This window comes from Pseudobacter sp. (assembly GCF_051955275.1).
In the GTDB taxonomy this organism is placed as follows: domain Bacteria; phylum Bacteroidota; class Bacteroidia; order Chitinophagales; family Chitinophagaceae; genus Pseudobacter.
Map to the genome: position 1 here is coordinate 44,127 of NZ_JBQCGW010000235.1, position 14,419 is coordinate 58,545.

The following is a 14,419-nucleotide window of genomic DNA, read 5'->3' on the forward strand; positions in this document are numbered from 1 at the left end:
ATAGTCATGAAAATATTATCCGGTCTGTTCTTCATCGCCATACTGGCATTCAGTTGCAAGACGGTGGCCCGGCAGCAGAAAGCTGCCGCCCCGGTTTCCGTGATCTTCGATACGGATATAGGCAATGATATAGATGATGTGCTGGCCCTGCAGATGCTGTTCAATTATGAAAAGCAACAGAAGGTAAAACTGCTGGGCATCACTATCAGTAAGTCCAACCCCCGCGTGATCGATTATGTGGATGCCTACTGCAGACTCAATGGTTATAACGATATTCCCCTGGGATATGCCTACAATGGCGTGAACCCTGAACCGCACGTATATGTACCCGTTACGCTGGATACCACCATCAATGGAAAGAAGCTGCTCTTTCCCAAACGTAGTATTGCCGATAGTTTACCGGAAGGGTACAAACTGCTCCGCAGGTTGCTGAGTAAGGCAGCGGATCAGTCGGTAATATTGATTGTGGTGGGGCCCGAAACCAATATCGCCAGGTTGCTCAGGTCCGGTGCTGATGAATACAGCCAGCTCAGTGGAGTGGAACTGATGAAGAAAAAAGTGAAACTGGTATCTGTGATGGGAGGCATGTACACTAATGAATTCGATTTCCCCGAATGGAATATTGTGCAGGACCTGGATGCGAGTAAGATCACATTTTCGGAATGCCCGGTGCCGCTGGTGGCCAGTGGTTTCGAGATCGGGGATAAGTATCGTTATCCTGCAAGCAGTATCCTGAATGATTTCAATGGAGGGGTAAGTAATCCGCTGGTGATGTCGTACATCGTGTACCAGAAAATGCCATATGACCGCCAGACCTGGGATCTGACCTCTGTTTTGTATGCCATCGAACCTGAGAAAAATCATTTCGACCTTTCTCCTGCAGGCCGCATCACTATTGCCGCGGATGGGAAATCAGTGTTCAGTGCGGGGAATGGAAATCAGCGTTATCTCATCTATAAAAATAATAAGGATGCAGTACTGAACAGGCTGGTGCAACTGGTGACAGGGAAATGATTATTCCTGATCGTTCAACTGCTTCAGCACTTTTCGCATATCTATCCCTTTGCCGAGTACCGGCTTGAAGATATCGCCTTCGCTCCTGATCCGGGCGAGGGCGTTTTTTATATTCCAGTCTGTGATCTTCAGTCCGGGTTTCACTTCTTCCCAGAACAAAGGCATCGATACCGGTGCTCCCGGTTTGGGCCGGAGGCTGTACGGCGCGGCCAGTGTGGCTTTGGGTCTGTTCTGTAAATAATCGATATACATTTTTCCTCTCCTGTTCTTTGTGAGCCTTTCAATGCTGGTGAAATCAGGCAGGGCCTCGTGTACGCGGGTGGCGATCAGTTTGCCGAATAGCTGGCATTCATCATACGTGTATTTCTGATTGAGGGGTATATAGATATGGATCCCGGTGGAGCCGGAGGTCTTGGGATAACCGGGCACTTTTAATTGGTCGAGTACCTCTTTGGTGGTAAGCGCTGCTTTGATGACCTGTTCAAATGTTTGTTTCGGGCTGGGGTCCAGATCTATCATGCACCAGTCTGGGTTATCAGGCTTCTGAACGGTGCTGTTCCAGGGATTCATTTCAATGGCGCCCATATTTGCCATGAACAGCAGTGCCCGCTCATCTTCAGGCACCAGGTAATTCTTGTGCTCTCCCTCGCTGGTGGTGTAAGGAAAGAGTTGCATCCATTCAGATGCCTGGGCAGTAAGGTCTTTCTGGTAAAAGCTTTTGCCATTGATGCCGTTGGGGAAGCGATTGAGGGATTGCGGCCTGTGCTTCAGGTAGGGCATTATATAGGGAGCAACCTGATAATAATAGTTCAGCATATCCCCTTTTGTATATCCTTCCTTTGGCCAGTATACCTTCTGAACATTATTGAAGGAGAAACTGGTGCCCAGGATATTTCTGACCTGTGTGGCGTCAGTAGGATTGAGTAAAGATTTCCGGTTTCCGGAGTTGATGGCTTTCTTAGGGGGTGTTTTTTTCTGCTTCATCACATTTTCCGGTTTGAATGCTTTTTCTGCAACGGCTTCCTTTGCTTTTTTGTCGGGCCGCAAGCCTTTGAAAGAGGGGTGCCGGAGCACTCCGCCCGGGGCAACGGTCTGATAGCTTACCTCCGCTACCAGTTCGGGTTTTAGCCAGGTGACACTTGCTTTAGGCGGATTGGGTCTGAAGCGGCTGGGTTTGTTGTATTCAGGTACTTCCGGAAAGGGGCATGTTTTTGTGCGGAGTGGCTTGAAGGCCTTCATCAGTTCCGTTTGCTGCTGGTTGGTGAATCCGGTGCCTACAGGCCCGATGTATACCAGCTGCCTGTTTTCGTATATGCCTAGAAGTAATGAACTGAACAGTTTGCTGGTCCCTTCATTCCTGGTATATCCGGCAATTACTGCCTCCTGGGTCCTTTCCGTTTTGATCTTCAGCCAGTTTTTTGTTCGTTTACCGGGTTCGTAAATACTGTCTTTCTTCTTTGCCATAATACCTTCCAGTCCCAGTTTCTGCGCCTGTTTGAAGAAAGTGGTGCCGGTGGTGTCAAAGCTGGCGGAGAATTGTATCCATTCATTATCCGGCGGGATCAGTTTTTTAAGTAAACTGGTTCTTTCGGAGAGTGGCAGTCCGGTCAGATCAAAGCCTTCCAGCCAGAGCAGGTCGAATAAATAATAGCGTAGTTGCCCATCTGCTTCGCTCCGCCACTCCTGCAGGGCTGCAAAATCAGCCCTTCCTTTTTTATTCACTACAATGATCTCTCCATCGATGACGGCGCTGATAGTCCAGGCTTCCAGCGCTTCATTGATGGGGTAATAGTTTTGTTTAAAGGACTTGCTGTTGCGTGAAACAATGTCCACGGATCCTTTATTCAGGTAGCTGATGGCACGGTAGCCGTCCCATTTGATCTCATATTGCCATGCAGCATCATCAAATGCTTTGGAGGCAAGAGAGGCCAGCATAGGCTGGATGTTTTTTGGGAAGGCTTGTTTTTTACGGACAGACAGGTTGCTGACCAGGTCCTGGATGGAATAGCTCAAAGGTGCCGCATCTTGTTGCGGCCGGGTGCTGCGAATGGCAGTGGCCGGTTTTCCGGATTTTGTTTTGGACATGGCATTGATTAATCTTCTGAATCAGGGTCGGTGTTCTTGCCCGACTGATTTTTCGAACTACTGTAATCCTGGTCAGAAACAGGACCCGGATCGTTCTTTTCATTTTCCTTTTTCTGTTGTTCAGGCGGGGAAGATTGTGTTTGTTTGTCTTGCTGCTGTTTGTCAGAGGATAAATTTTCTGGCTTGTCTGGATATTTGTTCATGGTTGATCGGATTTTGTTTCATTGATATTAAACACAAAACCCGCACCAGCATTGGATTTCCTGTCACGCGTGGCTGTGGAACATAAAGGCGTGGAAAATAATACGCAGTTTTGTTTGTCCCGGATTTGCCCGCCCTTAATAAATGGAGCCGGATAACTGATAAATGCGGTTAAGTCCTATCTTAGCAATCTAAATATGTCCATATGGGTGCACTGGCTTTACAAAAGGATATAATGCTTGCTGAAGATGATAGCGATGATGTTGAGATTTTCGACCTGGGAATGAAGGGGCTGCAGGTGCCCTATCTGCTCAGGCATGCGGAAAATGGCGATGTGCTGTTTATTATGCTGAAGGATAAGATCCCTTATATACTTTTCCTGGATATACATATGCCTTGTAAGGACGGAATATCCTGTATTACAGAGATCCGTAAGAACAGGGATTATGATAAGATGCCCGTGATCATGTATACTTCCGAAATTTCCAAACGGATCATGGAAGAGGCGTACCGTAGCGGCGCGAACCTGTACCTGGCCAAAACCAATACAATTGCTGAACTTACCGATAAACTGAGGAAGATATTTTCCATCGATTGGGAAAATTATCTGCATTTTCCTCCGCACAGCCAGTTTTTAGTGGATTGATAGGGCTGGATTGCCTATTTTGCTCCGGCAAAACTTCATGTATGAAAATAATGAGAAAACTATTGCTGGCTGCGATACTGTTCTACATTCCCTTGCATTCTATGGCATGGGGCGTACTGGGGCACAGGATCGTGGCAGAGATCGCCGATTCCTATCTTACCAATAAAGCACGCAGACAGATCCAGCGTATACTGGGGAGTGAGTCCATGGCCATGTGCAGTAACTGGGCTGATTTCATCAAGTCTGATTCCAACTACAATTACCTTAGCAACTGGCATTATATCAACCTGCGGGAGGGCCTGGCCGAAGCGGACATCGAAGCGCATCTGAAGCAGGATACCTCCGTTAACGCTTATACGAAAATGAACTGGCTGGTGCAGGAGCTTGGGAACAAAGCACTGCCTGCTGATCAGCAACTACTCTATCTGCGTTTACTGATCCATATTGTTGGTGATCTTCACCAGCCCATGCATGTAGGAAGGCTGGAAGACCTGGGTGGCAACCGTATTCGCCTGAGCTGGTTCAACAGTTCCACCAACCTGCATGCGGTATGGGATGAGAAGCTGGTAGAATTTCAGCAACTCAGCTACACGGAGTATGTATCGGCTATCAATCATACTACCAAAGCCCAACGTAAAGCCTGGCAGGCAGAGCCACCCAGCAGTTGGGTCATCAACTCTTACAATATTGCGCAAAAACTGTATGCCGGGGTTACTCCGGATCAGAAACTGAGCTACCGCTATAATTTCGATCATGTGCAAATACTGAACGATCAGTTACTGAAAGGTGGCGTTCATCTCGCCGGCCTCCTGAACAATATTTTCGGTTAATCATATACGCTATAATATTTATTTCGCTGTGCCCGGTCACTCGCGTCCCCGAGTATCGGTAAAATACCCTTTGCATGGTATTGCTTCATGTTTGATTCCTTTGTTATTTCGCAAATACTCTGATATCATCCCGGGCTATCCTTCCTGATGAATATTTGATCACTCCTGTTCATGGGATGAAAATCAGTTGTACATGCTTAAAAAAATTACTGGTAAGTCCGCCTGTTGGTGGATGGGGCCGTTATTCTTTTTCTTCTCCGGAGCAGCCCAGGTGAGGCCAAAGCCTGTAACTGTTCCGTTCAGTGCCGGACCGGCAATACCTTTACCGCCTTATGCGCCTTCAATGTTAACGAACATAATTCGTAGCAGTGAAGTGATGGTGCCGGAGCGCGATGCTACCGGATTGCAGAAGCGGCCTGCGCGTGATGTGCGTCGGACCATCAGTTATTTCGATGGGCTGGGCCGGCCATTGCAGACATTGGAAATACAGGAAGGACAGGCATTGGTCACGCCATTTTTACATGATCAGTACGGAAGAATGGCAAGAAAATATATGCCGTTCCTGGTTACCGGTAACGAAGGCCGGCTTGTGCAGGATCCTTTTCCTAAACAGGCAGATTTCTGCCGGCAACAGTATCCGGATGATGCCTGGTTTTTTCATCAGACAAAATTTGAGGCATCTCCGGGTTCGCAGGTAACAGGGGAGTTACCACCCGGCAATCACTGGGTGGGCACCGGACATGGAATAGTTTTCAATCGTACTGTGAATTCTGTTTCGGACAGCGTGCGGATCTGGACCGTAAAGAATGTACCGGATGGATTTGGTAATTATTTAAGTACGGGCTGGTATGCGGCCGGTACATTGTATAAAACCATTGTATCGGATGAAGATGGAAGGCGGGTCATTGAATTTACAGACAAGCGTGGCAAGCTGGTATTGAAGAAAGTACAGCTGTCTGATAGATGCGGAGCAGGTTATGCCGGATGGATCTGTACTTATTTTATGTATGATCATGTCAACAGGCTTCGCTGTGTGTTGCAGCCGGAAGGCGTGTTAGCGGTGATGAAGCAGCAATGGATACTAAATAACCCTGTGATTCTTGCAGAACAATGCTTCAGGTATGAATATGATCCACGCGGCCACCTCATCAGGAAACAAATCCCGGGAGGTGGAGAATCAAGGATGGTATATGATGCCGGAGGAAGAATGGTATTGCAGCAAGATGCCAATATGAAAGGGCAGTGGTTATATTATGCTTATGATCAGCGGAACCGGTTGATTGCATCCGGTCTGCTGATCAATACGCAATCGAGGGAGGTACATGCGGCACTGGCAGCAGCAACAGACCAATATCCTGACTTGCGCGGCCAGGCCTTTGAAGAGTTGCAGAAATTCCATTATGATGATTATGATATGCTGCCTTCAGGATTCATAACAGCAATGAGCGGGGAAGATGAAATATTCCTGAATACCAAATCAGCCAATGAGCACGCGGAACCACGTTCACAGTCACTGTTGATATACAAACTTCTAGCCTGGTCCTCTGCAAAAGTGATTGGAACAAATATCTGGATAACCAAAGTGAATTATTATGATGATAAGGGACGGCTGCTGCAGGAGCAGACAAGAAATATTTCAGGCAGCATCAGTACCAGATCTTTTCAGTATAATTTTACCGGACAGGTATTGCGGGCAGTAGAGCGTATCCGGTTGCTGCAACAGTCTTTCCTTCTTTATACTGTCAATAGTTATGATGCATCGCGGCGACTGGTGCGTATCGATAAAGGATATAATTCGCCCGATTCGCTTCGCCTGATCGCAAAATATGAATATGATGAAACAGGAAGAATAAAAACGAAGTTGCTGGGGACGGCCTTTTCTGGTTCCGGCCCATTGGAAACGCTGCGATGGCAATATCATATCCGCGGTTGGGTATCCGGTATGAACAAGGATTATTCTACCGGCGGCCATAGTGAAAACAACTGGTTTGGTTATTCCCTGGAATATGGAAAATTTAAAAATGGAAATATATCGGACTGGCGATGGAAGAGCACAGGGGATGATCAGTTGAGAAATTACGAATTGGATTATGATGCTGCAAACCGCCTGCTGGCGGCAGCCGGAGGTAATGGAAACAATACGCCTGCAATGGATTTCAGTTCCGGTGGCCTTCAATATGATCAGAATGGAAATATGCTGTCTCTGTCCCAAAGGGCATGGACCGTGGCTGGAAACAAGACCATCGATTCGCTTTCTTATATTTATCAACCTGGCACCAATCGTGTACAATCAATCAGAGATGCAAATAAAGATACCAGTTGCAAATTGGGAGATCTACACCCTTTGTCTTCACTGCATTCACAATATAGTTATGATGCCAGTGGAAACATGATAGCTGATCTCAACAAAGGCATAGGCAGGATCAGTTACAATCATTTGAAATTACCGGAAAAGGTGGAATTACCCGGTAAAGGAAATATTCAATACAGCTGGTCTGCCAACGGAGAGAAACTGAAGAAGATAGTAACAGATAGCATACGCCGGTTGGTGCACACGACAGTTTATCCCGGTTCCGCGGTCTTTACATCTACGCGTTATTTTGAGCCTTCACAAAAAGACCAGGAAGATAAACTGCAATACATTTTACATGAAGAAGGCCGGACGCGGTTTATTGCAGACAAAGCACAACTTGATTTTTTTGTAAAGGACCATTTGTCCAACCTGAGAATGATACTGACGGAGCAACAGCAGACCGACAGATACCCTCCTGCCAGCATGGAGCTATCACAGGCTGCTATCGAACAGAATCTGTATCAGAAAATACCGGAAACCAGGGTGCTGAAACCAGCCGGATATCCATCAGAAAACAATACTGTGGCCAATCAATATGTCTGCCGGTTGAGAGGAGGCGAAAATCAGCAAGGCCCGGGTATGATAATTAAAGTAATGGCGGGCGATAAATTCCATCTGCAGGTGAAAAGTTGGTACAGGGTAACAGGGCAATTGCCTTATTCTCCCGGGAATAATTTATCAGCAATCATTTCCATGCTGGTTACTGCGCTACCTCCGGTAGCAGATGGAAAGCTGGCTTCAGCGGCCTTCCTGACAAATTCTATTACACCTGCGCTTGGCGCTTTCGTGATGCAACGGAACAATTCCACTCCACTCACAAAGCCCGGAGCATTTCTCAACTTCCTGCTGCTGGATGAATATTTCCAGCCAGTGATTACCAATGACGGCAACAATACCGGCTTTGCCACTGTTGGTGCAGACAATGAACTCTATACCATTCTGGTCAGCAATCGTAATATCACAAAAAATGGCTATCTCTTTGTTTTCCTCAGTAACGAAACTGCCGGTACGGATGTGTATTTTGATGACCTGCAACTTACTCATATACGTGGGCCGCTCCTGGAGGAAAATCATTATTACCCGTTTGGCATGCGGATACAGGCTCTGAGTACAAAGGCTGCCGGTGCTCCGGTCAATAATATACTCCATGCAGGCCGCGAAGCGCAGCAGGAATTGATTGATAAGGGTGATGAGCCTGCCTGGTATGATTTCGGGGCTCGTATGTACGACGTACAAACAGGGCGGTGGTTATCAGTTGATGCCGGTGCTGAAAACTGGTATGGTTTATCTCCCTATGCTTACACGGGTAACAACCCGGTGAATGCAAAAGAGGTGGATGGGAATCTTTTCATCTTTGCCAGTGGATTTATGCTGAACCATTGGATGAAAGGAAGCAGTCCGGTAATGCAGGTGCAGCAGCGTGAGTGGGTTGACAGAGGAGCTTATGCAAGCCAATCCTTAACCGTTACTAACCCGGATCAGTATGCGCCGGACAGGGATTATTTCCGGGCTTTGCCGCGTAACAACGGGCAGCCGTTCTCTTACTGGGAGGAAGTAGATAACGCCTACCGTACGGTTTTCAACGATAACAATGCCTGGTATATCAATGGAAGTTTTACGCCTGGTTCCGAGGCGCCGGATCGTTTTGCCGAGGGGCTGACTGCCGGCCGGCTACTGATTGAAAGGCTGGATGCAGGCAGTATCAGTCTTGGTGCAGAAGAACGGATCAGGATCGTGGGCCATAGCCAGGGCGCAGCTTATGCGGCCGGTATTGCCACGGAACTGGCTAAACATTCAAAGTATGGAAGCCTGATCGATTTTGTGGATTATCTGTCCCCGCATCAGCCCGGTGATTTTGCACATCCAGCCAATATACCTGGCAGGCAGTTCTCAACGGTGAACGACCAGGTCTCTTCCGGTTATGGAAATATGGGAAGCCTGCTGAATACATTCAATGGCGGTTCTTCCCTGCAAAAGATCGAAGGTGTTGAAGATGGCAGGATCAGATACTACAGGGGAGGAGGCAGGGGTGGCCATTATGTTGGTACCTGGGTAGAGGATCTGCTACGTTACTGGCAGAGTATGGGAATTCCTGTGCATTACCAATAAAAAACGCTCCGGCAGGCGGAGCGTTTTTTCTGATCAGCTTCGGATCATTATAATTTCATTTTCTGTGCCAGTGGCTTGGGAACTGCATTCTTATGCACCATCAGCGCAGTTGATTTATACTGAACATAGTTCCTGGTTACATAGAGGAATCCTTTGTAATCATTGGACACACCCCATGAGTTCTTCACCATATAGTACTCTTTACCGTTCTGGTCTTTAGAGATACCTACGATCTGCATACCGTGATCGTCCTGCGTTTCGTAGTTATCGAAAGCTTTCTGGCGGTTCTCGGCGGTAATGGCCATTTCTTTTTTTGGACCGTTGAAGAGATCAGCCTGGTCAGCGGGGCTCATTTTTTCAAATGGCACTTCGGGTACAAAGGCTACGCCGTTCTTCCAGCTGAAATATTTCTCGCTCACATCTGTGGCCCAGCCAACAGTGTATCCTGCTTTCAGGGCATTGTCGATGATATCTGTGAGGTCGGTTGGCGTTACGTTGTACACATAACCAAAGCTCCAGTTATCAGGAACAGGCAGGAAGGTTTGTGTGTAGTAAGGAGCGGTAGTGAGAGAAGAGATCTCGATATAATCATTGGCATTCAATCCGATCACTTCTTTGGCGAAGGTTTGCGGAGTGTATGTTTTGCCTTTATAGTTGAAAGACTCAGGAACTTTTCCGAGATAGGTATCCAGAACGGCTGTGAATGCGGGCAACCAGTTTGGCGTGAGCTGTCCGTTGCTGTTCTTGATAATGCCATCGAGCATACCTTTCAGCACATCCTGCATTTCAGCGAATTTGTTTTTGTCTGTACCGTAGTTCAGGCCTGTGTAAACTTCCTGTGGCAGGGCGCCGTAGGTAGCATACATATTGGTAACGTCGTGCAGTGCACCACCATCGCCCCAGCTAACGGCGCCGTGCATGCGAACATAATTCTTTGCTTTTTCGATATACACGCAGCGGGCGGTGTAGATCTCGGCAATGTCAACAGGTTGACGGCCGTTGCGGATCATTTCAGATTCCAGGAAGGAGTTGCCGGAATAGCTCCAGCAGGTGCCGCTGCTTCCCTGGTTCTTAACATCCGTACAGTTGATGCTGATCACGGGTGTAAATACAAATTTTTCTTTGGCTTTTGCGCTGGCGTTCGCATTGAGTGAGTTCACCAGGTTGTCCTGGGCGTAGGAGGCAATCGCAGCAAAGCCTGTGAGAGCAATGAGAGAGGCTTTCTTAAAGTTCATGTATTTTCATTTTGAGGGGCCAAAGATAGGGGCATTCAAAAGAACAGGCATTACCGTACCTGTATCTTTTTCCGGATTTTAATCCGGCCTTCATGAAAAGTATCAGTGCTGCGTATGTTTTACGGGAAGGGCTATGATAAAGGAGGAGCCGCTGCCTTCTTCACCCTTTGCTTTGATGGAACCTCCATGGCGTTCCACTATCTTTTTGCAGAGGGCCAGTCCAAGGCCGGTGCCTTCATATTTGTCTTTGGCATTGAGGCGGGTGAATGTATGGAAGATCCTTTCAGCATGTTCCTGAGAGAAACCGATGCCGTTATCGGATAACGTGATCTCTGTAAACGGCTTTTTGTTCTCCAGAACTTGCCGGCTGCTGATGGAGATCACGGGAGATACATCTTTGCGTGCGAATTTAAGCGAGTTGTTGATGAGATTATAGAAGAGCTGGTAGATCAGTACTGGCGCTCCTTCAAATGAAGGTGGCTGATCATATTTTACCGTTGCTCCTTTTTGTTGTATCAATACTTCAAGGTCTGATTCAATATTGCTGAGGATATCGGAGAGGTTCACATTGCTGAAATCCTGCTCCAGGTTATTGACAGTTGAATAATTAAGCACACCTTCGATCATATTGTTCATCCTGTCTGTGGCGCTGTAAATCTTTTTGAGATAGAGTGATGCCGTATCCGAAAGTTCACCACCGAATTCTTTTTCCAGCCGGCTGGCAAAGATCTTCACTTTACGAACGGGCTCTTTCAGATCGTGGGAGGCCACGTGTGCAAATTGCTGCAGGTCGTCATTGGAGCGCTGTAATTCTCGGGTTCTGTCGGTCACCAGTTGTTCCAGGCTTTCTTCCACCGCCTTCCTGCTTTCGATATTGGTGAGGGCACCCACCCATTTGCGGATAATGCCGGTGTCATCCTTGATAGGATTGCCTACCACGTAGAACCAGCTATAGGCTCCGTCTTTGGCGCGTAATGGAAATTCTGCGATCACAGAGTTACCGGAGTGCAGGGCATCCTGCCATTTCCTGAATACTTCGGTAACATACTGCGGGTGAATATAATTCGTCCAGCCATCTCCTGCGGAGTCAGATGTGGAGCTGCCGGTGTATTCGATCCATTTCTGATTGAAGAAATCGCAATAACCATCGGGACTGGAGGTCCAGATCAGTTGAGGCAAGGATTGCGTGAGTGTGCGGAACTGGTCTTCACTTTGTTTGAGTGCATCTTCCGCCAGTTTCAGGTCGGAAATATCACGCGTGGTGCCTGCCACGGCGCGCACATCGCCTTTTTCATCGAGAACGGGCGCGAAGATGTAGTCGTACATCCTTTTGCCGAGAGTGGCATGTGGAAAGGATACTTCTCCCCTGATGAGTTTTTTTGTGGCCACCACCTGGTCGATCTCCCTTTCATGCATTTCCGCATGCCAGGGCTCATAACCCAGCTCCAGTAAACTGCACCCATAATACTGGTCTTCTGTTTTGCCCCACATGGTGAGCAGGGCCTTATTGGCATAGATGAAACGGTAATTGAGGTCGAAAATATAGATGAGATCGGGTGTACTTCCTACAATTGCTTCATATAATCCTTTACTGCGGACCAGTTCTTCCCTTGTAATTCTCAGGTCTTCTTCAATCTTTTTACGGGCGGTGATATCGGATGCTGTGCCAAACCATTCGATGACCTCGTTCTGGTCGTTCAGCATGGGAACTGCACGGGAAAAGGTCCACCCGGGAGTACCATCAGTCTGGAGTACACGGTGTTCCAGCTGAAAAATGGTTTTAGTGCGGATGGCTTCTGCAATGGTGGAAAGCACCAGGGGATGGTCGGAGGGGTGCACATATTTGTAAATCCAGTCGGTCATAGGCTCACTGGTATCGGAGAGAAACCCTCTTCCATCCAGTTCGCGCATTACGGTCCAATCCGGGCTCATCCTATAGATCACATCCGCGGTGGCAGTCACCAGCGCTCTAAACCTCCTTTCACTGTCTTCCAGCAACTGCATGGCATCCACAGTATCCTGAATCTTTTTAGTCATTCCGGGGCATTATTGGTTTGGCAATTTTGTGTAGCCAGGTGCGTTCACAGGGCAAAAGGATCGTACTTAAAAATTATGCCAGCCTTCAGAGGGTCAGCAGCGTGGCGGCGAGCGATTGGATGGCCTCAATCCTGTCGGGCTTCTTGAAAAAATGGGTAGCCCCATTCTCTTTGCAGTTTTGTTCGTAGTGGGTTGCGTCTGAGGTGCTCCAGACCACTTTGACGGTATCGGAGAATCGGCGGTTGTGTTTTAGAACACCCAGTACTTCGGCACCGGTCATGTCTGGCATATTGTAATCAAGTATGATAAGGTCGGGAAGCCTGGCCCCGGGCCAGTTCATCAGGATGTCCAGGGCCTGTTTGCCCGAGTGGGCGGTATGGATTTCCGGTGCGGGTGCGCAGGACGCAAAGGCTTCGTCCAGTAGTTCAATATCATCCGGGTCATCATCTACTAAAAGGATCAACCGTTTTCCAGCACACATAGTAAAGGGTAGTTAGGCGATAAAAGTAAAGATTTTTATAAAAAATTGTAAACTGGTGAGCTGGAAAAATCGGGAATACTTACTTCCTGGAATGTAAAAGCCTGCGGAGATCCGCCAGAACAGCATTGGCATAGGCCAGCTGTACTTCTTCTGTAATAGTGGCCCGGGGCTTCAGTTGCCTGGAAGACAGGATCCTGCCCTGGTAGGCGATAGCATAGAATGCGTAGCGTTTGCCTCCGGATTCAGGCACGGGTGTAGCAAAACCGGTGATGCCGATGCCCCACTGGCTTCCGAAAAGCCGGATAGCTCCTATGGCCATTTCCGCAGCTACTTTGGTTGAAACCGCATGGCAGGATTCCGCTGCAATAGGCTCTACCCGCAGGTGGTGGAATTTCTGGGCTATATTATAAGTAGTGATCCCTCCCTGATAGAATTTCATGGCATCGGTGGCGGAGGCCAACGCCCACTGGAGAAGGCCGGAAGTAACACTTTCGGCTACGGCAATGGTGCTGCCATTTTTCATCAGCCTCTTCCCGATGGCATTCAGCATGGACTGTTCAAACTGGTACATACGTTTACATATTATGTAGTAACAGGGCATAATATTTATGCCAGCCTCAGTAAAAAAACATGAATAAAAAGATCATCGTGTGGAAGGGCTGTTATGACAGCACCACGGAATATGTGGAGATCAGCCAGGGAGAAAGTATAATTGTGCGTGGCCATATCACGGGAGAAGAAAATAATCATCCCTATTTCGTTTCGTATATACTACATGTAAATCTTCAATGGGAAGTGCAGTCTGTTTCCCTGAATACAAAAAGTACAAATCCGGTGGAATTCTATTTTGAGAGGAAGAATAATACCTGGCAGGATAAAGATGGAAATGAGATTGCTTCACTGAAAGATTGCATCGATATCGACCTGTCACTTACTCCGTTTACAAATACTTTACCTGTGCGCAGATTGCGGTTATCAAATGGAAGTACGGAAGAGATCCGGGTATTGTACTTTAAATTACCTGAAGGGGAATTCTTACCGATGGAGCAACGATATACCAATATCGACGGACGTTTTTATAAATATGAAAATGTGGATGGTGGTTATGCAGCCATGCTGGAACTGGATGAAGATGGCATGGTTGTATACTATCCGGGCAGGTGGCAGCGGGTGTTTCCGGAAGTTGATTAATGTTAAAAGAATAAAAATCTGCAATAAAATAACTACGAAGGAAATCTTTCTTCTCCTGTGCGGCGTATATGATCGGCAAATGATACCCGCCTACGTTTGAAAGATGCATATACATATTCCGAGCAGGAGCTCGTGGAAGCGCTACAACAGCGCGCTGGTAAGGCTTTTGGTTATCTATACGATCATTATTCGGCTGCATTGAATGGCATTATCATTGAAATCCTTGGGGATGAGGTG

At 47.5% G+C, this 14,419-nt stretch carries 11 protein-coding genes; 5 read left to right on the forward strand and 6 right to left on the reverse strand.

What is annotated here, in order from left to right; all coding sequences use genetic code 11:
* The first annotated feature begins 6 nt into the window (after window positions 1-6).
* A complete protein-coding gene (locus ACTHMC_RS20770) occupies window positions 7-1,014 on the forward strand; it encodes a nucleoside hydrolase (protein ID WP_440416038.1) in 1,008 nt (335 codons plus the stop codon).
* On the opposite strand, the gene ligD is transcribed toward ACTHMC_RS20770, so the two are convergent.
* Both ligD and ACTHMC_RS20780 read right to left on the reverse strand, forming a co-directional pair.
* Complete coding sequence (gene ligD / locus ACTHMC_RS20775) at window positions 1,015-3,099, reverse strand: DNA ligase D (RefSeq protein WP_440416040.1); 2,085 nt, start codon at window positions 3,097-3,099, stop codon at window positions 1,015-1,017.
* A gap of 8 nt (window positions 3,100-3,107) precedes the next feature.
* Window positions 3,108-3,302, reverse strand: coding sequence for a hypothetical protein (locus tag ACTHMC_RS20780; protein WP_440416041.1), 195 nt, complete (start codon window positions 3,300-3,302; stop codon window positions 3,108-3,110).
* Between the two features lie 203 nt (window positions 3,303-3,505).
* Between ACTHMC_RS20780 and ACTHMC_RS20785 the strand changes: the two genes are divergently transcribed.
* The 3 genes from ACTHMC_RS20785 to ACTHMC_RS20795 all read left to right on the forward strand — a co-directional run bounded on the left by ACTHMC_RS20785 (window position 3,506) and on the right by ACTHMC_RS20795 (window position 9,238).
* Window positions 3,506-3,946: a response regulator gene (locus tag ACTHMC_RS20785; RefSeq protein WP_440416043.1), complete on the forward strand. Its 441-nt coding sequence runs from the start codon at window positions 3,506-3,508 to the stop codon at window positions 3,944-3,946.
* Window positions 3,947-3,987: 41 nt separating this feature from the next.
* Window positions 3,988-4,776, forward strand: coding sequence for a S1/P1 nuclease (locus ACTHMC_RS20790; RefSeq protein ID WP_440416045.1), 789 nt, complete (start codon window positions 3,988-3,990; stop codon window positions 4,774-4,776).
* 343 nt (window positions 4,777-5,119) lie between these two features.
* A complete protein-coding gene (locus ACTHMC_RS20795; RefSeq protein ID WP_440416047.1) occupies window positions 5,120-9,238 on the forward strand; it encodes a DUF6443 domain-containing protein in 4,119 nt (1,372 codons plus the stop codon).
* Window positions 9,239-9,285: 47 nt separating this feature from the next.
* Here ACTHMC_RS20795 and ACTHMC_RS20800 read toward each other — a convergent pair whose 3' ends face one another.
* The 4 genes from ACTHMC_RS20800 to ACTHMC_RS20815 all read right to left on the reverse strand — a co-directional run bounded on the left by ACTHMC_RS20800 (window position 9,286) and on the right by ACTHMC_RS20815 (window position 13,562).
* Window positions 9,286-10,473 carry an aminopeptidase C gene (locus tag ACTHMC_RS20800; protein ID WP_440416049.1) on the reverse strand — a complete coding sequence of 396 codons (1,188 nt, stop codon included), beginning with the start codon at window positions 10,471-10,473 and terminating at the stop codon, window positions 9,286-9,288.
* 102 nt (window positions 10,474-10,575) lie between these two features.
* Window positions 10,576-12,510 (reverse strand): PAS domain-containing sensor histidine kinase, encoded by a 1,935-nt coding sequence (locus ACTHMC_RS20805; protein WP_440416050.1) that lies wholly within the window; start codon window positions 12,508-12,510, stop codon window positions 10,576-10,578.
* Window positions 12,511-12,595: 85 nt separating this feature from the next.
* Window positions 12,596-12,973: a response regulator gene (locus ACTHMC_RS20810; RefSeq protein WP_440416051.1), complete on the reverse strand. Its 378-nt coding sequence runs from the start codon at window positions 12,971-12,973 to the stop codon at window positions 12,596-12,598.
* A gap of 97 nt (window positions 12,974-13,070) precedes the next feature.
* Window positions 13,071-13,562 (reverse strand): CinA family protein, encoded by a 492-nt coding sequence (locus ACTHMC_RS20815; protein WP_440416053.1) that lies wholly within the window; start codon window positions 13,560-13,562, stop codon window positions 13,071-13,073.
* 59 nt (window positions 13,563-13,621) lie between these two features.
* Here ACTHMC_RS20815 and ACTHMC_RS20820 point away from each other — a divergent pair, with 59 nt between their 5' ends.
* Window positions 13,622-14,182, forward strand: coding sequence for a putative glycolipid-binding domain-containing protein (locus ACTHMC_RS20820; RefSeq protein WP_440416054.1), 561 nt, complete (start codon window positions 13,622-13,624; stop codon window positions 14,180-14,182).
* Window positions 14,183-14,419: the final 237 nt, after the last annotated feature.